At 65.0% G+C, this 18,429-nt stretch carries 17 protein-coding genes and 2 tRNA genes; 11 read left to right on the forward strand and 8 right to left on the reverse strand.

The features are described 5' to 3' along the window. Positions 1 to 9: 9 nt before the first annotated feature. Both ABWP84_RS10735 and ABWP84_RS10740 read right to left on the reverse strand, forming a co-directional pair. Entirely contained in the window at positions 10 to 603 is a 594-nt protein-coding gene (locus ABWP84_RS10735) for an HNH endonuclease (protein WP_353212018.1), read from the reverse strand. A gap of 158 nt (positions 604 to 761) precedes the next feature. Beyond that, positions 762 to 1,826 (reverse strand): Mrp/NBP35 family ATP-binding protein, encoded by a 1,065-nt coding sequence (locus ABWP84_RS10740; RefSeq protein ID WP_353212036.1) that lies wholly within the window; start codon positions 1,824 to 1,826, stop codon positions 762 to 764. 145 nt (positions 1,827 to 1,971) lie between these two features. On the opposite strand from ABWP84_RS10740, the gene hflK reads away from it, so the two are divergent. From hflK to ABWP84_RS10755, 3 genes are all read left to right on the forward strand, one after another. Beyond that, the gene (hflK, locus tag ABWP84_RS10745) at positions 1,972 to 3,237 is read left to right on the forward strand and encodes an FtsH protease activity modulator HflK (protein ID WP_353212019.1); all 1,266 of its coding nucleotides are present in this window, start codon (positions 1,972 to 1,974) and stop codon (positions 3,235 to 3,237) included. Beyond that, positions 3,234 to 4,109, forward strand: coding sequence for a protease modulator HflC (gene hflC, locus ABWP84_RS10750; RefSeq protein WP_353212020.1), 876 nt, complete (start codon positions 3,234 to 3,236; stop codon positions 4,107 to 4,109). The genes hflK and hflC overlap by 4 nt, the downstream gene beginning before the upstream one ends. A 210-nt stretch (positions 4,110 to 4,319) precedes the next feature. Further along, positions 4,320 to 5,867: a DegQ family serine endoprotease gene (locus ABWP84_RS10755; RefSeq protein ID WP_353212021.1), complete on the forward strand. Its 1,548-nt coding sequence runs from the start codon at positions 4,320 to 4,322 to the stop codon at positions 5,865 to 5,867. A 59-nt stretch (positions 5,868 to 5,926) separates the two neighbouring features. Here the strand turns inward: ABWP84_RS10755 and ABWP84_RS10760 are convergent, their stop codons facing one another. Continuing rightward, positions 5,927 to 6,802 carry a tripartite tricarboxylate transporter substrate binding protein gene (locus tag ABWP84_RS10760; protein WP_353212022.1) on the reverse strand — a complete coding sequence of 292 codons (876 nt, stop codon included), beginning with the start codon at positions 6,800 to 6,802 and terminating at the stop codon, positions 5,927 to 5,929. Between ABWP84_RS10760 and ABWP84_RS10765 the strand changes: the two genes are divergently transcribed. Next, positions 6,795 to 7,283 carry a hypothetical protein gene (locus tag ABWP84_RS10765; protein ID WP_353212023.1) on the forward strand — a complete coding sequence of 163 codons (489 nt, stop codon included), beginning with the start codon at positions 6,795 to 6,797 and terminating at the stop codon, positions 7,281 to 7,283. The two genes, ABWP84_RS10760 and ABWP84_RS10765, sit on opposite strands and share 8 nt — an antisense overlap. Positions 7,284 to 7,297: 14 nt before the next feature. Here the strand turns inward: ABWP84_RS10765 and ABWP84_RS10770 are convergent, their stop codons facing one another. The 3 genes from ABWP84_RS10770 to ABWP84_RS10780 all read right to left on the reverse strand — a co-directional run bounded on the left by ABWP84_RS10770 (position 7,298) and on the right by ABWP84_RS10780 (position 11,318). Next, positions 7,298 to 7,987 (reverse strand): SCO family protein, encoded by a 690-nt coding sequence (locus tag ABWP84_RS10770; RefSeq protein WP_353212024.1) that lies wholly within the window; start codon positions 7,985 to 7,987, stop codon positions 7,298 to 7,300. 89 nt (positions 7,988 to 8,076) lie between these two features. Next, positions 8,077 to 9,132: a ribonucleotide-diphosphate reductase subunit beta gene (locus tag ABWP84_RS10775; RefSeq protein WP_353212025.1), complete on the reverse strand. Its 1,056-nt coding sequence runs from the start codon at positions 9,130 to 9,132 to the stop codon at positions 8,077 to 8,079. A gap of 332 nt (positions 9,133 to 9,464) precedes the next feature. Continuing rightward, positions 9,465 to 11,318, reverse strand: a complete 1,854-nt coding sequence (locus tag ABWP84_RS10780) for a ribonucleoside-diphosphate reductase subunit alpha (protein ID WP_353212026.1) — start codon at positions 11,316 to 11,318, stop codon at positions 9,465 to 9,467. Positions 11,319 to 11,644: 326 nt separating this feature from the next. On the opposite strand from ABWP84_RS10780, the gene ABWP84_RS10785 reads away from it, so the two are divergent. Continuing rightward, entirely contained in the window at positions 11,645 to 12,616 is a 972-nt protein-coding gene (locus ABWP84_RS10785; protein WP_353212027.1) for a tripartite tricarboxylate transporter substrate-binding protein, read from the forward strand. Here the strand turns inward: ABWP84_RS10785 and ABWP84_RS10790 are convergent, their stop codons facing one another. Both ABWP84_RS10790 and ABWP84_RS10795 read right to left on the reverse strand, forming a co-directional pair. After that, complete coding sequence (locus ABWP84_RS10790) at positions 12,617 to 13,066, reverse strand: host attachment protein (protein WP_353212028.1); 450 nt, start codon at positions 13,064 to 13,066, stop codon at positions 12,617 to 12,619. A 73-nt stretch (positions 13,067 to 13,139) separates the two neighbouring features. Beyond that, positions 13,140 to 14,831, reverse strand: coding sequence for a thiamine pyrophosphate-binding protein (locus ABWP84_RS10795; RefSeq protein ID WP_353212029.1), 1,692 nt, complete (start codon positions 14,829 to 14,831; stop codon positions 13,140 to 13,142). A 94-nt stretch (positions 14,832 to 14,925) separates the two neighbouring features. Between ABWP84_RS10795 and ABWP84_RS10800 the strand changes: the two genes are divergently transcribed. The 6 genes from ABWP84_RS10800 to ABWP84_RS10825 form a co-directional block, all read left to right on the forward strand. After that, a complete protein-coding gene (locus ABWP84_RS10800) occupies positions 14,926 to 15,072 on the forward strand; it encodes a hypothetical protein (RefSeq protein ID WP_353212030.1) in 147 nt (48 codons plus the stop codon). 153 nt (positions 15,073 to 15,225) lie between these two features. Continuing rightward, complete coding sequence (locus ABWP84_RS10805) at positions 15,226 to 16,041, forward strand: sulfurtransferase/chromate resistance protein (protein WP_353212031.1); 816 nt, start codon at positions 15,226 to 15,228, stop codon at positions 16,039 to 16,041. Then, positions 16,038 to 17,348, forward strand: a complete 1,311-nt coding sequence (gene chrA / locus ABWP84_RS10810; RefSeq protein WP_353212032.1) for a chromate efflux transporter — start codon at positions 16,038 to 16,040, stop codon at positions 17,346 to 17,348. Before ABWP84_RS10805 ends, chrA begins: the two co-directional genes overlap by 4 nt. Before the next feature lie 93 nt (positions 17,349 to 17,441). Continuing rightward, positions 17,442 to 17,524 (forward strand) — tRNA-Tyr (locus tag ABWP84_RS10815). Positions 17,525 to 17,574: 50 nt separating this feature from the next. Then, a tRNA-Gly gene (locus ABWP84_RS10820) sits at positions 17,575 to 17,645 on the forward strand. A gap of 75 nt (positions 17,646 to 17,720) precedes the next feature. Further along, the coding region (locus tag ABWP84_RS10825) for a GTP-binding protein (RefSeq protein WP_353212033.1) at positions 17,721 to 18,429 on the forward strand (709 nt) is incomplete at its 3' end.

The raw sequence follows: 18,429 nt of genomic DNA on the forward strand, positions 1-18,429 counted from the left end.
CGGCGTCAATCAGCCCTGCTCCAACTCGCTGTCCCAATACAGGTAATCCCGCCAGCTCTCATGCAGGTGGTTGGGCGGGAAGGCCCGGCCATTATCCTGCAATTCCCAACTGGTGGGCGCGCGCGGCTCCTGCCGGGGCAGCATATGGCATTCTCGCGGCAGCTTGCTGCCCTTGCGCAAATTGCACGGCCCGCAGGCGGCCACCACATTGGTCCAACTGGTCAGGCCGCCCCGGCTGCGCGGAATCACATGGTCAAAAGTGAGGTCATGCGCCGGGAAACCATCGCCGCAATATTGGCATTCGAAACTGTCGCGCAGAAACACGTTGAACCGGGTGAAGGCCGGCCGCCGGGCTGCGGGGATATAGTCGCGCAGCGCGATCACGCTCGGCAGGCGCATGGCGTGGGAGGGGGAATGCACCTCCACATCATATTCGCTGAGCACCGACACACGGTCGAGAAACACCGCCTTCACCGCATCCTGCCAGGACCATAGCGAGAGAGGAAAATAGGAAAGCGGCCTAAAATCAGCGTTTAGGACCAGGGCCGGAAAGCCTCCGGACCCGTGAACTGCTGCAAGATTGACCGTTCCGCCATCAGGCAAAGCGCCGCTCCTTCCGCTCTCGCGGGGTGCCAGTTCAGCGTGTGCCCACCACTCGTACTAGGCACCAGTTGAGGTAGCACCGTCGCGTGTGAGAACAGGTGTCCCATGAGGCTGCGCGCTTCGCAAGTGCCGCATCGCGTATTCACCAAGCCGTCATGTTACGCCATTGTGATACTGGGGGGCGGGGCGGCTGGTTGTTTGCCCAGCTTCTGCCAGATCCTCGCGGCAATGGCGCTATACATCGCTGCCACCTCACTCTCAGGCCGGCTGGCGGCGATGGGGGTGCCGGCATCGGCCAATTCGCGGATCTCCAATCTGATCGGCAAGGCGCCGAGAAATTCCGCCCCCAGCCGCGCGGCTTCCGCCTCCGCCCCGCCATGACCGAAGATATCGGCGCGATGGCCGCAATTCGGGCAGCAATAAAACGACATGTTCTCGATCAGGCCGAGGACGGGGACATTCACCTTCTCGAACATCCGCACCCCGCGGCGGGCGTCGATCAGCGCCACATCCTGTGGCGTGGAGACGATCACAGCGCCGGCCAGCGGCACGCGCTGGCTCATGGTGAGCTGCGCATCGCCCGTGCCCGGCGGCATATCCACCACCAGAATATCGAGCGCACCCCACTCCACCTGGCCCATCATCTGCTCCAGCGCGCCCATCACCATGGGGCCGCGCCAGATCATTGGCGTTTCCTGATCGACCAGGAAACCGATGGACATGGCCTTCAGCCCCCAGCGCTCAATGGGATGAATACGGCTGCCGGTGACGCGTGGCTTCTCCTGCGTGCCCAGCATCTGGGGCAGGGAGGGGCCATAGATATCGGCATCCAGCAGCCCCACCCGCAGCCCCTGCGCCGCCAGCGCCACCGCCAGGTTCACCGCGGTGGTGGATTTGCCCACGCCGCCTTTGCCCGAGGCCACAGCAATGATTTTGCTCACTTCCGGCAGCAGCATCTCACCCTGCCCGGTGGGCGGTTTCTTCCCGGGTGGGGCAGGCGGTTGGGCATGCGCTGTCAGCACCACGGTGGCCGAAAGCACGCCGGGGAGTGCCGCCAGCGCCGCCTCGGCGGCGGCCCGCATGGGCTCCAGCGCCCGGGCCTCTTCGCGCGGGACAGACAGCGTGGCCTGCACCAGACCATCGCGCGCCACCACCGCTTCCACCCTTGCGGGCTGCTTCACCACCTTCGCCAGGGCATTGCGCACTGCCTGCTCATCGCTCATCGCTTGAAAACCCTTCACTGCCGGGACATATGGCCATGGTGTGGTTCCGGTACGCCACGCGACGGCTGCCGCCTTTCGGCGTGGCCGCACATATGGCCGGGCCGAGCCGCGCGCGCATCCCCCTTGGGATGCCCGGGCGCGCGGCGTGAAGTTTATCTTGGCGGAGAATGCGGCGCAGATGGCGTGGAACAATGGCGGGCCGAGCCCCTGGGGCAACCCGCGACCCGGCGGACAACAGGGTGGGCCACCGGGTGGCTCTGGCGGCCCGGGCGGGCCCTGGGGCAATCCTCCTCCCTCCGGTTCGGGCGGCGGCGGCCGTGGCCCGGACATCGAGGATATGATCCGTCAGGCGCAGGACACCTTGCGCCGCTGGCTGCCGCAGGGTGGTGCCGGCGGCAAGGGCGTGGCGCTGCTTGGCGTTGTGCTGGTGGGCGTCTGGGCTGCCTCGGGGTTCTATCGCGTGCAGCCCGATGAGCTGGGCGTGGTGATGCGCTTTGGTGCCTTTGATCGCACCGCGCCGCCTGGCCTGAACTACGCCATCCCCTGGCCGGTCGAGGCGGTGACGACGCCGCGCGTCACCCGCATCAACCGCGTTGATATCGGCTTTCGTGCGGCGCCTGACGCCCTTCCGGGCGTGCGCCCTGTCTCGCAGCGCGACGTGCTGGCCGAATCGCTGATGCTGACTGGCGATGAGAACATCATCGACATTGATTTCGCCGTCTTTTGGCGCATCCGCGATGCCGGCGAATTCCTCTTCAACACCCGCAACCCCGAGGACACGGTGAAATCCGCCGCCGAATCGGTGATGCGCGAGATCATCGGCCGCACCAATATCCAGGCCGCGCTGACCGATGCGCGCGCCCAGATCGAGCAGGATGTACGCCGCGGCGCCCAGGCCATTGTTGATCAGTATCTGGCCGGCATCGAGATCACCCAGGTGCAGATGCAAAAGGTGGACCCGCCCTCGGCGGTGGTGGACGCCTTCCGCGACGTGCAGCGCGCCAATGCCGACCGTGAGCGCGTGCGCAACGAGGCGGAAAGCTTTCGCAATGACATCATCCCCCGTGCCCGCGGCGAGGCCGAGCGCATGGTGGCCGAGGCGCAAGGTTTTCGTGACAGCCAGACCGCGCGGGCGCGTGGTGAGGCTGGCCGCTTCACCGCCGTTCTCGCCGCCTATTCTCAGGCCCAGGACGTGACAATGCGCCGTATCTATCTTGAAACCATGGAAGACATCCTGCGCCGCAACAACATGGTGCTGGTGGATGACAGGCTGCAGGGCGTGGTGCCCTTCCTGCAATTGAACGAGGCCGGGCAGCCCCGCGCAGCCAGGCCGCCGGCGGTGCCACCACAGGTGTTCAACCCGCCTCCGGCTCAGCCTCAGCAACCCCGCAACCCGGGGGTGGTGCGATGAACAAGGCATTGATCGGGCTGCTCGCCCTGGTGGGTCTGCTGGTTGTCGCAGCCTCCTCACTCTTCACCGTGCATCAGACCCAGCAGGTGCTGGTCACCCAATTCGGCCAGCCGGTGCGCGTCATCCAAGCGCCCGGCCTGAACACCAAGCTGCCGCTGATCCAGAGCGTGATCGCCTTCGACCGCCGTCTTCTCGACTATGAAGGCCCGGGCGAGGAAGTCATCCTCGGCGACCAGCGCCGTTTGATCGTGGACAGTTTCACCCGCTTCCGCATCACCGACCCGCTGCTCTTCTTCCAGACCGTGGGCGCGGCCGAGCAGGGCATTCGCGGCCGGCTCTCCTCCATCGTCACCTCGTCCCTGCGCCGCGTTCTGGCTGGCGAGTCCCTGCTCGCTATCCTCTCGACCGACCGCACCAGGATCATGGGCGAGATCAGGCGCCAGGTGAATGAAGAGGCGCGGCGCTTTGGCATTGAAGTGGCCGATGTGCGCATCCGCCGGGCCGATTTCCCGGAGGAGAACACCCAGGCCATTCTGGCCCGCATGCAATCCGAGCGTGAGCGGGTGGCGCGTGAGGCCCGCGCCGAGGGTGCCGAGGTGGCAGCCCGCGTCCGCGCCAATGCCGAGCGTGACCGCACGGTGCTGCTGGCCGAGGCCGAGGCCAATGCCCAGATTCTGCGCGGCACCGGCGAGCAGGAGGCGATTCGCATCTTCGCCGAAGCCTTCAACCGTGACCCGGAATTCTACCAGTTCTGGCGCACAATGCAGGCCTATCGCGAGGTGTTTTCCAGCGGTGAGGCGCGGATGGTGCTGACACCGGAGAGTGATTTCTTCCGCTTCTTCCGCGAGATGCCCAGCCCGGGCAGCCGCTGAGCGCGGCCTGGGTGGGCGGCCGTTTCAGAAATTGGAGCGGCCGTTACTCTTTGCCACGGGCCGAGACCGAAGGGTCATCGGCCCGGGCTGCGATGTCTGTAGCGTGACCGGAGCTTCGCCGAGCAATCCATCGGCCTTCATGAGGTGATCATGCGTATACCAAATTGGCGTCTCCCCCTGGCGGTTCTGGCGCTCGGCCTTGCAGGTCCCATGCTGTCCCAGGCGCCTTTCGCCCAGACGCTTCCCCCCGTGGCCGCGCCGCCCGCAGCGTCGGCCACGCCCCAGGCCAATCCAGCCGTCGCGCCGCCCACCATCTCCAGCGGCCGGCCGGACAGTTTTGCGCCCCTGGCCCGCAGGCTGCTGCCCGCGGTGGTCAATATCTCCTCCACCATCGGCGGCGCGCCAGCGTCACGCCCCGGTGCCCGGCCCGACGCGCCTGACGCGCCCCAGGCGCCGCCCGGCAGCCCTTTCGAGGAGTTCTTCCGCGATTTCTTCAATCGCAACCGGCCAGGCCAGCCGCCGCAGGGCGGTGAGCGTGGCGAGGGCGGGCCCCCGCAGGGACGGCGCGGCCAGTCTTTGGGTTCTGGCTTTATCGTCGATGCCTCGGGCATCGTGGTGACCAATAACCACGTGATCGACGGTGCCACCGAGATCAACGTGATCCTGCAGGACAATACCAGCCTGCGGGCCGAATTGCTGGGCACCGACCCGCGGACTGACCTCGCCGTGCTGCGGGTGCGTCATTCCGCGCCATTGCCCTTCGTGCCCTGGGGCAATAGCGACACCGCCGAGGTGGGTGACTGGGTGCTGGCCATCGGCAACCCCTTCGGCCTGGGCGGCACGGTCACGGCTGGCATTGTCTCGGCGCGTGGCCGCGATATCCGCCAGGGCCCCTTTGACGACTTCATTCAGACCGATGCGGCCATCAACCGGGGCAATTCCGGCGGGCCGCTCTTCAACCTGCAGGGCGAGGTTGTGGGCATCAACACCGCCATCTATTCGCCCTCTGGCGGGTCGATCGGCATTGGCTTCTCCATCCCCTCGAACCTGGCGCGCGGCGTAGCGCAGCAATTGACCGAGGGTGGCCGGGTGCGCCGCGGCTGGTTGGGTGTGAATATCCAGCAGGTGACGGACGAGATTGCCGAATCGCTTGGCCTGCGCGGCACGGTGCGCGGCGCTCTTGTGGCCCGGGCGCAGGAAGGCGCGCCTGCGGCCAGTGCCGGCATTCGCAACGGCGATGTCGTGCTGCGCTTCAACAACCAAGATGTGCGCGACATGCGCAGCCTGCCTCGAATCGTGGCCGAGACGCCGGTGGGCAGCCGTGTGCCGGTGGTGGTCTGGCGCGATGGTCAGGAGCAGACTTTGACCGTCACCTTGGGCGAATTGCCGCCCGAGCAGCAGCTTGCCGCCGCCAATCCGCAGGGGCCGGGCCCGCAATCCGGCCTGCCGACAGAGATTGCCGGGCTTGGCATGCGCGTTGCGGCCATCACGCCCGAATTGCGGGAGCGGCTGCGGCTGCGCCCTGATCAGCGCGGCGTGGCGGTGGTGGATGTCGCGCCCAATTCCCCTGCGGCCGAACGTGAGTTGCGCCCGGGCGATGTGATCCTCGAAGTGCAGCAGGAACGGGTGAACACGCCGCAGGAACTCAACGAAAGGGTGGATCGCCTGCGGCGGCAAGGCCGTGGCACTGCCTTGTTCCTAGTGGAAAGCCAAAATGGCCAGCGCTTTGTGCCGCTGCGGCTGACGCCGGCGCGCTGAGGCGGCCCCAGGGGGGGGCAAAGGGAGGCGGGGGGGAGGGCACCCCCCCGCCATTACCATCACTCCGGGCGGATATTCGCCCGGCGCACGGCCTCACTGAAGATCTGCCGCTGTTCGGCGAGATAGGTCGCGAAGGCGGCCGCTGGCTTTGCATCCACCTCGACACCCACGGCGGCAAAGCGCTCCTTCATCTCCTGCGTCGCCATCACCTCCATCATCAAGGTGGAGAGGCGTTGGATAATGGCCGGCTGGGTGGCGGCCGGGACCATCAGGCCGATCCAGGCACCAAGATTGAAGCCGGGAATATCCGCCCCGACGGCCAGTGGTGTGACGCCCGGCGCCAGGGCCGAGCCATTTGCCAAGGAGACGCCATAGGCCCGCAGCCGCCCCGCCCGGACATGCGGCATGGTGGCGGCGGCGGTTTCCAGCGTGTAATGCACCTGGCCCGCCAGCAGCGCTGTCAACCCCGGCGCGCTGCCCTGGAAGGGAACATGGACGGCCTGAAGCCCTGAGCGTGCGTTGAAATACTCGGCGATGAGATGGGCCGTGGCGCCAGTGCCTGATGTGGCAAAGGTATAGGTCCCGGGCGAGGCGCGGACGACGGAGAGGAACTCGCCGATATTGCGGGCCGGGAAATCCGGATGTGTCACCAGCAGATAGGGCGAGAGGCCGGCCAGGGCGACCGGCGCTAGGTCGCGTTCGACATCATAAGGGGTGCGCTGAACCAAGGGGTTGACAGTGACCGGCCCGGCCGAGGCGGCGAGAAGCGTGAGGCCATCGGGGGCGGATTTGGCGGCCGCGTCGGTGCCGATCATGCCGCCGGCCCCGCCGCGGTTTTCCGGCACAACGGATTGGCCGAGGCGCTCTGTCAGCACCTGGGCAAGGATCCGGCCAATAAGGTCGGTGGCTTGGCCAGGCGGCCATGGTATGATCATCCGCAATGGGCGGCTGGGCCATGCCGGTGAGGTTTGGGCATGGCTGGCCGATGTTGCGGCCAGAGAGGCGAGCATCGCGCTGCGACGTGTTAACATGGTGGTCCCCCCTGTATTGATACAAGGTTACGAGAGCGTGGCGGTTATGCAAAGGGCCTTAAATCGGGTGCCGCAACTGCCAAAGCCGCTCATGCGCCTCGACCAGGCTGTCCATATTGCGCCGGCTATTGGCGCTGGGATCGACTTGCTGGCGGGTGAGCACCATTTCCAGTGTCCGCAACAATTGGTCAGCCACCTGATAATCAGCCTCATCACAGGCTTGGTGGAAGGCGGCCAGGATTTTGTCCGACAAACGCATATCACGGAGTGGAAAAAACCCATTCACGCCGTCGCGAAAGCTGGGAGCCAAATGATCGTCACCGTCCATGCCCAACCTCATTGCCATGCGGAAAATGCAACCGGTCAATATATAATAGGAAATTGAGGCGTCGGCAAATATTATTGCGTTGGCGTTGTGGCCCGAAGCTGGCCAATGATCATTCTGGCCATGCCATCTACGGCGGTGTCTGGCCTGAACAGGCTGCGCACACGGTTATCCGGCCCCACCAGATAGATAAAACTCGAATGATCCATGAGGTAATCGGTGGCATTGGGTGAATTGGCACGCGCATAAAATACCCTGAATTGGCGAGCGACGGCGGCTATCTGCTCCGTCGTGCCGGTCAGGCCCTGCAACCGGGGATGAAAACGGCTCACATAATCCGCCAAATTATCAGGCCGGTCGCGCTCAGGGTCGATGGTGATCAAGACCGGCGTCACACGGCCAGCCAATGGGCCCAGCATATCCATGACATCAGCCATCCGCCCAAGCTCGGTCGGGCAGACATCAGGACAAAAGGTGAAACCAAAATAGATGAGCATCCATTGGCTGGCATAATCGCGCTCAGTGACCGCCACGCCATCCTGCCGGGTCAGGCTGAAGGCGCCGCCGAGGGAAATGCCGGGGGGCAGTTGCACCACCCCTGCCGCCGAGGGCAGCTGCATATCCTGGCCGAAGATCTGGGCAAGCCTCTGGCCGAATGCATCCGCAAAGCTCTGCCCCGGCGCAAGGGTAAACCACACATGCGCCCACAGGCCGAAAATGGCAGCGAGCAACACGGCAACGCTGTAGCGGATGACCTTCAACATGGCGCCTAGATAGGCCCCCGCCGGGGTGTGGGCAAGCGGGCGCTCAACACCAAAGGGCCGGCCTCAGACATACCGGCCCTTCCAGCCCATCAATGCCGTGCGAGCGCGATTTCGCCCTCGGGCTGCGGCGTGGCGAAGGTGTTTTCAGCGAAAGCATCTTCCCAGGTGCCGGCGGTGCTGGCCTTCGAGTATTCAGTCGCCCGGTTCTCGAAGAAATTGGTGTGCTCGATGGCATTGAGCATTTCGTCGAGCCAGGGGAGGGGGTTGCGCTCGATGTGGAACATCGGCTCCAGGCCCAATTGCTGCAGCCTGCGGTCGGCGATGAAGCGGATATATTGCTTCACGCTCTCAGCCTCGAGGCCCTGCACGCCGCCGAGCTCGAAGGCCAAGTCAATGAAGCTGTCCTCATGCTCCACAATGGTGGCGCAGATCAGGTAAAGGTCACGGCGCAGCTCCTCAGTCCAAATCTCCGGGTTTTCCTGCACGAAGGTGCGGAAGAGCCGGATCACGCTGAGGCAATGCAGCGTCTCGTCGCGGACCGACCAGGAGACGATCTGCCCCATGCCCTTCATTTTATTGAAGCGCGGGAAATTCATCAGAATGGCAAAAGAGGCGAAAAGCTGCAGCCCCTCGGTAAAGGCACCAAACGCCGCCAGCGTCTTGGCAATCTCAACCTTACTATCCACCTTAAAGGAGTGCATGTAGTCGTACTTGTCCTTCATCTCCTTGTATTTGAGGAAGGCGGTATACTCAATTTCCGGCATGCCGATGGTATCAAGCAGATGCGAATACGCCGCGATATGGATCGTCTCGGTGTTCGAGAAGGCGCTCATCATCATCAGCACTTCGGTGGGTTTGAACACCTGGCTGTACTGCTTCATATAGCAATTATTCACCTCGACATCCGCCTGGGTGAAGAAGCGAAAGATTTGGGTGAGCAGGTTCCGCTCAGAAACCGTCAGATTCTTCTGCCAATCCTTCACGTCATCAGCGAGCGGCACCTCCTCCGGCAACCAATGAATACGCTGCTGCGTCAGCCAGGCATCATAAGCCCAGGGATACCGGAACGGCTTGTAAACCGGGTTGGCGGTCAACAGGTCGAAGCGGACCGGGAACTCGTCAGGGCTCTGTGCGCCGTCAGGCATTTGTCTTTGTCCTATTATGTTGAAGCGAGGGGCTCTGCCCCTCGCGCACCCCGCCAGGAAACTCAGTTTCCTGGACCTTCGGTGTGTTTGGGATAAATACGCTATTTTAGGTATTGTTATATTTATATATTAAATAAATAAGTTAAAGATGTTGTCAAAACATAATTAATACCAACGTAAGAGCTGTATTTAAAAACGGGCCATAATATTAACGCATTTATATTATAAAAGCACACCAAACAATAATGACATCATGATCGAAGGTGCAGGAAACTGGGTTTCCTGCCGGGGTGCGCGAGGGGCAGCGCCCCTCGCTCTTTCGCTGGCCCACCCTATTGGCAGGCCAAACATTCCTCATAATTGGTGCTGTTTTCTGCGCCAGGGAGGATATCCATCGCCACCGGCTGCGGCACATGGGCTGCCATGATATCTCCCTGGCCCACCACTTTCTCGCTGATCGCATCCGCGCGTTGGATCGACAGCGAGCGGCAGTAATACAGCGATTTCATGCCCCGCTTCCAAGCCAGCATATGGATCTGGTGCAGGTCGCGCTTATGCACATTTGCGGGCAGGAACAGGTTCACCGATTGCGACTGGCAGATATAGGGCGTGCGGTCGGCCGCATGTTCAATCACCCAGCGCTGGTCGAGTTCGAAGGCGGTCTTGTAGGTCGCGCGCTCCTGGTCGTTCAGGAAGTCCAGATGCTGGACCGAGCCTTTGTTGACGGTGATCGAGTTCCAGGTGTCGTCATCATCGCGGCCGTATTTCTGCAACACCTTGGCCAGTGCCGGGCTACGGACGATGAAACTGCCCGAGAGTGTCTTGTGGTTGTACACATTGGCCGCGATTGGCTCGATGCCAGGCGCTGCGCCGCCGCAGATGATCGAGATCGAGGCGGTGGGCGCAATGGCGATCTTGTTCGAGAACCGCTCCATGAAGCCATATTCTGCGGCATCCGGGCAGGGCCCGCGCTCTTCCGCCAATTGGCGCGAGGCTGCATCTGCCTGTTCGCGGATGTGGCGGAACATTTTTTTGTTCCAAACCTTCGCCACCACACTCTCGAACGGCACGTTCAGCGCCTGCAGGAAGCTGTGGAAGCCCATGACGCCGAGACCGACCGAGCGCTCGCGCATCGCCGAGTAGCGCGCCTTGGCCATGCTGTCCGGTGCGGTATCGATGAAATTCTGCAGCACATTATCCAGGAAGCGCATGACATCGGCGATGAAGCGCGGGTCATCCTTCCACTGCATCCAGGTGTCGAGGTTCAGCGAGGAGAGGCAGCACACCGCGGTGCGCTGCTCACCATGCTGGTCGATGCCGGTCGGCAGGGTGATTTCCGAGCAGAGGTTGGAGGTCTTGACCTCCAGCCCGGCCAGCTTGTGGTGCTCGGGGCGCGCATTGTTCACGGCGTCGGAGTAGATGATGTAGGGCTCGCCCGTTTCGATCCGTGCCGTGAGGATGCGAATCCACAGCGAGCGGGCAGAAACGGTGCGCACCACCGCATTGTCCTTGGGCGAGAGCAGCGCCCAGGCCTCATCGCCCTCCACGGCGCGCATGAAAGCATCCGACAGCAGGATGCCGTGATGCAGGTTCAGCGCCTTGCGATTCGGGTCACCACCGGTGGGGCGGCGAATTTCGATAAATTCCTCGATCTCCGGGTGGTGCACCGGCAAATAGACGGCGGCCGAGCCGCGCCGCAGCGAGCCCTGCGAAATCGCCAGGGTGAGCGAATCCATCACCCGGATGAAGGGCACGATGCCGGAGGTCTTGCCATTCTGGCCCACCTTCTCGCCCAGCGAGCGCAGGTTACCCCAATAGGAGCCAATGCCACCGCCCTTCGAGGCCAGCCAGACATTCTCATTCCACAGCCCCACGATCGAATCGAGGCTGTCATTGGCTTCGTTCAGAAAGCAGGAAATCGGCAGCCCGCGTGTCGTACCCCCGTTCGACAGCACAGGCGTGGCCGGCATGAACCAAAGCTTGCTGATGTAATCATAGATGCGCTGGGCATGGGCAGCGTCATCGCCATAGGCCGAGGCCACGCGGGCAAAGAGATCCTGGTAGGATTCGCCGGGCAGCAGATAGCGGTCATCCAGCGTCGCCCGACCGAAATCGGTCAGCAGCGCATCGCGCGAGCGGTCAATCTGCACCGGATGGTGGCCCTGAAGCTGAATCGCATCAAACACGTCTAATCCCCCTGAATCCCCGGTTTCCGACAATGACCAAAACCGAGGCGCGCCACAAGATATAGTCTTACCTGCCACCGCCTCCCACCACATACAGCGTCGGAGGGCTTTGTCCACAGGCCAGCCAGAATGCTAGGATGACCGCCAATGTTCGCTGATCGTTCTAGTGTGGCATCTCTGCCGCAGCGTTCAAGGGTTATTTCCAAGGGGCAGGGACCACATCCCGCCATGGCTCGCCAGGGGTGTTTTCGGCCTGCCCCCGGCATTCACGGCCTTGCACGCAATCCACAGGCTGCGTCACTCTGGCCTGCCCTGGAGATACCGCCATGCCAAGCCGCCGCGCCGCATTTTCCCTGCCTTTCCTGGCCAGCCCGGCCTTGGCGCAGAGCGCCACATGGCCGCAAAGGCCAGTGCGAATCGTCGTGCCCTTCGGCACCGGTGGCGGGACGGACATCACAACCCGGCTGATCGCGCCCAGGCTCGCCGATATTCTCGGCCAACCGGTGGTGCTGGAAAACCGCCCCGGCGCCGGCGGTGTGGTCGGCACCGATGCGGTGGCCAAATCGGCGCCTGACGGCTCGGTCTTTGTGCTCTCCACCCTCTCGCCCATTGGGCTGTCGCCCGGGCTGCCGGCCCCCATGCCCTTTGACCCCCTGCGCGACCTTGTGCCGGTGGCGCCCACCGCCTTCGTGCCCATCGGGCTGGCGGTGACCACCCGCGGCCTCGATTCGCGAATCGCGGCCGACTTCATCGCCCGGCTGCGCGCCGAGCCCGACCGGTTCCAGTACGGCAGCAGTGGTATTGGAACCTCTGGCCATATCGCCTGTGCCACCTTTCTCATTCAGGCCGGCGCGCGGGCGGTGCATGTGCCCTATCGCGGCGGCGGGCAGGTCTATGCCGCCCTCTCCTCGGGTGAGATCCACTTCTGTGCCGATATCCCAGCCCTGCTGAAGCCCATGCAGGATGCCGGTAATGCCCGGGCCCTTTTTGTCGCCACCGAACAGCGCTCCAACCTCCTGCCCGAGACACCCACGGCGGCCGAGGCTGGCCTGCCCGATTACAAGGCTTACTCCTGGTACGGTTTCTTCGCCCCCGCTGGCACGCCGCGCGCCATTGTGGAGCGTATGGCGGCGGCGACCGAGCAGGCCCTGGCCGACCCCATTGTGCAGGCCCGTTATAATGAGTTGGGCACGCCCGCCATGCGCGGCTTCACCCCAGACCGCTTCGCTGCCTATGTGCGTGACGAGGTGGCCTATTGGGTCCCTCGCGTGCGGGCGCTGGGTATTCGGGCGGAGTGATCACTCACGCGGTATCGCCGCCAGATGCGGCGCGAGTTCCGCCAGCGGCAACTGCGTCAGATCCTTATTGAGCGAACCGCGCAGTTTTTGCCGGGCGGCATCGCCCAAGGCTGCGCGCAAATCGCCCAGAAAGGCGGGCGGGGCGACCAGAAACAAATGGGCGTAAAGCGCCCCCGTGGCCGCCTCATCCAGCCGTGCGGCGAGGCGCCGGGCGAAGGCGGCCTTGGCCGCGCGATGCGGATCGAACCGGGGCTCTATGGCATGGCGCGTGGTGCCCATGCTCTCACGCACCCGCCCCGGTCTTTCGCTGCCCTGATCATGCGAGGCCGGGTTGACCTCGTCCGAGGCTTCCGCGCTGCGTTCCACCCAGCCAGCGCCCTGGCGCCGGGCTTCGAAGATCCGGGCATGCTGGGCATCGGCGACCAGCGCCCATTGCGTCTCTGACGTCATCGGCCCTGCACTCCCCTGTCGTTACAACCAGGGAAGCAGGGACAGATCGGCGCCTGCAGCGCCATGATTTAGGTCAAGCCGCGCGGATCACCGGTGCGGGGAGGCCCTTGATCATCACATTCACGCAGGCCGGCTTGCCGCTGGCAAAGGCGCGTTCAAGCGCTGGCGCGAGCTCTGCCGCCGCCTCCACGAATTCGCCATGGCCACCCAGGGCCACCGCCACCAGGTCATAGCGCGTGGCATTCGCCAATTCGCAGCCATGCGCGCGGGCGGTGCCATAGTCGCGCAGCTGAATCTGGTGCTCGGCATTCCAGCATGAATCATTGCCGACCACGGCAACAAAGGGCAGGCCATGCCGCACTGCTGTGTCGAATTCCGCCATATGGAAGCCGAAAGTGCCATCGCCCATCACCGCGAGCACCCGCTGGCCGGGTCGGGCCGCGCTGGCGGCAATGGCGAAGGGCAGGCCCGCGCCTATCGCCCCTGCCACGCCATTGACCAGCCGCGCACCACCCGCCGGCGCGCGCAGCATGGCCTGCAGCCATTGGCCGATCTCGCCGCCATCGGCCACCAGAACGTCGCCATCACGTAGCCAGGGGCGCAGCGCATGGCCCAGTGTGACCGGGTGGATGGGGCCCTCTGGGGCGCCGGCCAGGGCATCCCATTCGGCAGGCAGGAAATCGAGCGCCGCACGCAGCTGGGCCGCCCAGGCGGCATGGCCGGTGCTGGCCATCCCGGCCAGCGCCTGCGCGCCGGCCAGCGGCGCCGTGATGGCCGAGAAGGCCAGGCGCTCACCCAGCCCCTGCGCGGCGCGGGCCAGGATGGCGGCATCAGGCTCCAGCACCGCCCAACGCGCGGCGGGCGAGAAGGGCGGCGTGCGGCCAAAGCCCAGGGTGAAATCCAGCGCCTTGCCCAGCAGGATGATCAGATCCGCCTCGGCGAAGAGCGGTGTGGCGGCGCGCAGGCTGGGGTCGCGCAAGCCGCGCGGGCTTTCCATCAGCAGCACCGGCAGGCCGGTCTTGGCCTCCAGGGCAGCCAGGGCCAGCATGCCCTCTGGGCTGTTCAGCGCCGGGCCGGCGCAAAGCAGCGGGCGCTCGGCCGCTTGCAGCATGGCGGCCAGGCTCCGCGCCGCCTCAGGCGCCAGGGGCATGGCGCGCGGGGCGGCCTGCGGCTGGGCCGCGGCGGGCACCACCTCGGCCTCCAGCACATCGGTGGGCAGGGAGAGATGCACAGGCCCGGGCCGGCCTTCCCGCGCCAGGGCGATGGCGCGCAGCACATCCAGGCCCAGCGTCTGCGGGTCGCGGGCCATGCGGGCGGATTTCACCAGGGGCGCTGCGGATTCGACCTGCGGCGTCTCCTGAAACGCGCCCAGGCCCAATTCCTTGATCGGCGCATGGCCGGAGAGCAGCAGCAGTGGCACCTCGCCCGCCATGGCGGTGGGCAGGCCGGCCATGGCATTGGTATGGCCCTGGCCGCCAGTCACCAGCGCCACGCCGCATTCGCCGGTCAGCCGCGCCCAGGCATCGGCCATATGCACCGCCGCAGCCTCGTGCCGAACATGGATGATATCAATGCCCTGGCCGTAGGCCGCGTCATAGACCGGCATGATGTGATTGCCGGAGAGGCTGAACACCCGGGTCACACCCGCCTGGCGCAGCGCGGCCCAGAGGATATCGGCGCCGCGGGTGCGGGTTGTGGTGGAGATGTCCATCTGACGGTTCCTTATTTTGAGCACATTAAAGGCGGCGGGGACGGCTTCGTCCATGCCGCCGGTTTCACATCCATCGCCGATGCTGCCCCTCCGATGGGGGGGGCAATGCATTCCAGCGAACCCTTGGCCGTCTGCATGATCGTCCCCCATGCGCCACTTCACCACCGCCGCGCTGGACCGGCGGCAGGGCGGGGATGAAGCCGCCCTCCACCAGGCCCTCGCAGCCCTCGGCACTGCGTGGGCGGTGCTCAAGCGCCTCGATGACGCCCCTGCCCGGGTTGAGGATCCCACTTGACCATCGGGTACCGTCCAGGTCAGCCTCTCCGATGAGGGGCCTGTCGCGATCGCCTCGTGAGGCGCCAGCTGAAGCATCGCTTTTGCACATGAGCATCCGACCGGTCAGTCCATGCTGGCCACCGGCCCGATGCGTTCAACGCAGGAGCTGAGAATGCCAGGTTTCAACGAGGTCTCCCCGCAGCAATTGGCCCGACTGGTCGGGCTGCCGGATCAGCCCGTCATCATCGATGTTCGCACGGCGGAGGATTTCAATGCCGATCCGCGGCTGCTTCCCGGCAGCATTCGCCGTGATCACGCCCAGGCCGCCGGCTGGGCCTCCGCCATGGCCGGCCAACGCGTGGTGGTGCTGTGCCATAAGGGTAGGAAGCTCAGCCAGGGTGCCGCGGCCTGGCTGCGCCACGCCGGTGCCCAGGCTGAAAGCCTGGAAGGCGGCTTCCTGGCCTGGGCCGAGGCCGGGCTGCCCCTGGTGCCGCTCGGCGCCCTGCCGCCGCGTGATGAGTATGGCCGCACTCTTTGGGTGACCCGCGCCCGGCCGAAGGTGGACCGTATCGCCTGCCCATGGCTGATCCGCCGCTTCATCGACCCGGGCGCCGTCTTCCTCTTCGTTGCCCCCGCCGATGTGGCGGATGTGGCCGAACGCTTTGGCGCCACGCCCTTCGATATCGAGGGCGTGCATTGGTCGCATCACGGCCCATTGTGCACCTTCGATGTCATGCTGCGGGAATGGGGGCTGAAGACGCCGGCCCTCAGCCGCCTGGGTGCGATCATCCGCGGGGCCGACACCGCGGCGCTCGACCTCGCGCCCGAGGCTGCGGGGCTGCTGGCGATCTCGCTCGGCCTGTCGCGGATGTATCGTGATGACATGGCCCAACTCGATGCCGGCTGCGCGGTCTATGACGCGCTCTATCGCTGGTGCCGGGACGCCACGGATGAAACCCACAACTGGCCCGCAGGAAAGCTCGCATGAATACGCAATTCCCCAGCTTCGCCGAAGCCTTCCGGGTCTGGCTGCGCATCGGCTGCCTGAGCTTTGGCGGCCCCGCCGGGCAGATCGCTCTGATGCACCGAGAGGTGGTGGATGAACGCCGCTGGATCAGCGATACGCGATTTCTTCACGCGCTGAACTTCTGCACCTTGCTGCCGGGGCCCGAGGCCATGCAACTCGCCACCTATCTGGGCTGGCTCATGCATGGCGTGCGTGGCGGCGTGGCGGCCGGGTTGCTCTTCATCCTGCCCGGCGCCCTGGTGATGCTGGTGCTGAGCCTGATCTACGCCCTGCTGGGCAATGTGCCGGTCGTCGCTGCGGTTTTCCTGGGCCTGAAAAGCGCCGTGCTGATATTGGTGGTGGAGGCGTTGCTGCGGGTGGCGAAGCGCGCGCTCTCCGGCCCGGTGGCCTGGGCCACGGCTGGGGCGGCGTTTTTGGCCCTGGCAGCATTTGGCCTGCCCTTTCCGGTGGTCGTTTTGGCGGCGGGCCTGCTGGGCTTTGCCCTGCCCGGGCAGTTCAAGCCGGCGGGCCATGGCAAGGCCGGCCAGGTGAGTGACAGCCTGCTGGACCGCGTCCTGCGCGACAATCCCGGCCATATTGCCGGGCTGACGGCGGCGGCCAGGCGGGCGGGGCTGATCGCCCTCGCGCTCTGGGTCTGGCCGGTGGCGCTGCTGGCGCCGGCGGGCGGGGTGTATTTCGATGTCGGCTGGTTTTTCTCGAAAATGTCGGTGGTGACCTTTGGCGGTGCCTATGCCGTGCTGGCCTATGTCGCGCAGGAGGCGGTGGAGCATTACCGCTGGCTCTCGGCTCCCGAAATGCTGGCCGGGCTGGGCCTAGCCGAGACCACGCCCGGGCCGTTGATTCTGGTGCTGCAATTTGTGGGCTTCCTGGCAGGATACCGGGAGGGGGGCGGCGTGCTGGGCGGCGTCGCCGCGTCTATTCTCACACTCTGGGTCACCTTTCTGCCCTGCTTTGCCTGGATTTTTCTGGGCGCGCCTTATGTCGAGCGGCTGCATGACGCCGCCCGGCTGAAAGGTGCTTTGGCCGGGGTGACGGCGGCGGTGGTGGGCGTGATCGCGAATCTGGCGCTGTGGTTCACCATGCGGGTGCTCTTTGCCGACATTGTGCCCGGGCCGCTGGGCTTTGATGTTCCAGTGCTCTCCTCCATCCAGCCGCTCTCACTGGCCCTGGCCCTGCTGGCCGGCTGGTGCATTTTCCAGTGGCGGCTTGGCGTTTTGGCCACTCTGGGCGTCGCCGCAGCGGCCGGTATTTTGACGCTGATTCTGTAAATCACACCGGAAACGCCGCCGCTGCGTTGACACGCCGCCGCTTTCCGCCATAACCCGCCCCACCTGCTGCCCGGGACAAGACCCGGCCGCTGCGGAGGGGTGCCCGAGTGGCTAAAGGGGACGGACTGTAAATCCGTTGGCTTGCGCCTACGTTGGTTCGAATCCAACCCCCTCCATATCCCGCCGGGTCCCGGTGGCAGGTGGCTTGCGGTGCGTGTTCGCGCTTGCGGGTGTAGCTCAACGGTAGAGCCCCAGCCTTCCAAGCTGGTGGTGCGGGTTCGATTCCCGTCACCCGCTATCCCTTTGGGATGCGTCGGGATGTCTTCCGCGCGGGCGCTGTCTTTGAAACGAACTCAAGTTTGGAGCTGGCAGATGGCCAAGGCGAAATTCGAGCGGAACAAGCCGCACTGCAACATCGGCACCATTGGTCACGTGGACCATGGCAAGACGTCGTTGACGGCTGCGATCACCAAGATTCTTGCGAAGTCGGGCGGTGCGTCGTTCACGGCGTATGACCAGATCGACAAGGCGCCGGAAGAGCGCGCCCGCGGTATCACGATCTCCACCGCGCATGTGGAATATGAGACGGCGAACCGGCACTACGCCCATGTCGATTGCCCCGGCCATGCTGACTATGTGAAGAACATGATCACGGGTGCGGCGCAGATGGACGGCGCAATCCTGGTGTGCTCGGCCGCTGACGGCCCGATGCCCCAGACGCGTGAGCACATCCTGCTTGCCCGTCAGGTTGGTGTGCCGGCGCTGGTGGTGTTCCTCAACAAGATGGACCTGGCCGACCCGGATCTGGTCGAGCTGGTGGAAATGGAAGTGCGCGAGCTGCTGAGCGCCTACAAGTTCCCCGGCGATGATATCCCTGTCATCAAGGGTTCGGCCGTGGCCGCGCTGGAAGACAAGACCCCCGAGATCGGCGAGCAGGCGATCCTGGCGCTGATGGCGGCGGTGGATGAATATATCCCGCAGCCTGAGCGCCCGGTGGACCGTCCCTTCCTGATGCCGATCGAAGACGTGTTCTCGATCTCCGGCCGCGGCACGGTGGTGACCGGCCGCGTCGAGCGCGGCA

Source organism: Rhodovarius sp. (assembly GCF_040399605.1).
GTDB classification, from domain to species: domain Bacteria; phylum Pseudomonadota; class Alphaproteobacteria; order Acetobacterales; family Acetobacteraceae; genus Rhodovarius; species Rhodovarius crocodyli_A.

Coding starts and splice junctions, on each gene's coding strand:
- ABWP84_RS10740 (WP_353212036.1), bottom strand. CDS start 1,826: ATGAGCGATGAGCAGGCAGTGCGCAATGCCCTGGCGAAGGTGGTGAAG.
- hflC (WP_353212020.1), top strand. CDS start 3,234: ATGAACAAGGCATTGATCGGGCTGCTCGCCCTGGTGGGTCTGCTGGTT.
- ABWP84_RS10755 (WP_353212021.1), top strand. CDS start 4,320: ATGCTGTCCCAGGCGCCTTTCGCCCAGACGCTTCCCCCCGTGGCCGCG.
- ABWP84_RS10765 (WP_353212023.1), top strand. CDS start 6,795: ATGATCATCCGCAATGGGCGGCTGGGCCATGCCGGTGAGGTTTGGGCA.
- ABWP84_RS10760 (WP_353212022.1), bottom strand. CDS start 6,802: ATGATCATACCATGGCCGCCTGGCCAAGCCACCGACCTTATTGGCCGG.
- ABWP84_RS10770 (WP_353212024.1), bottom strand. CDS start 7,987: ATGTTGAAGGTCATCCGCTACAGCGTTGCCGTGTTGCTCGCTGCCATT.
- ABWP84_RS10775 (WP_353212025.1), bottom strand. CDS start 9,132: ATGCCTGACGGCGCACAGAGCCCTGACGAGTTCCCGGTCCGCTTCGAC.
- ABWP84_RS10785 (WP_353212027.1), top strand. CDS start 11,645: ATGCCAAGCCGCCGCGCCGCATTTTCCCTGCCTTTCCTGGCCAGCCCG.
- ABWP84_RS10790 (WP_353212028.1), bottom strand. CDS start 13,066: ATGACGTCAGAGACGCAATGGGCGCTGGTCGCCGATGCCCAGCATGCC.
- ABWP84_RS10795 (WP_353212029.1), bottom strand. CDS start 14,831: ATGGACGAAGCCGTCCCCGCCGCCTTTAATGTGCTCAAAATAAGGAAC.
- ABWP84_RS10800 (WP_353212030.1), top strand. CDS start 14,926: ATGCGCCACTTCACCACCGCCGCGCTGGACCGGCGGCAGGGCGGGGAT.
- ABWP84_RS10805 (WP_353212031.1), top strand. CDS start 15,226: ATGCCAGGTTTCAACGAGGTCTCCCCGCAGCAATTGGCCCGACTGGTC.
- chrA (WP_353212032.1), top strand. CDS start 16,038: ATGAATACGCAATTCCCCAGCTTCGCCGAAGCCTTCCGGGTCTGGCTG.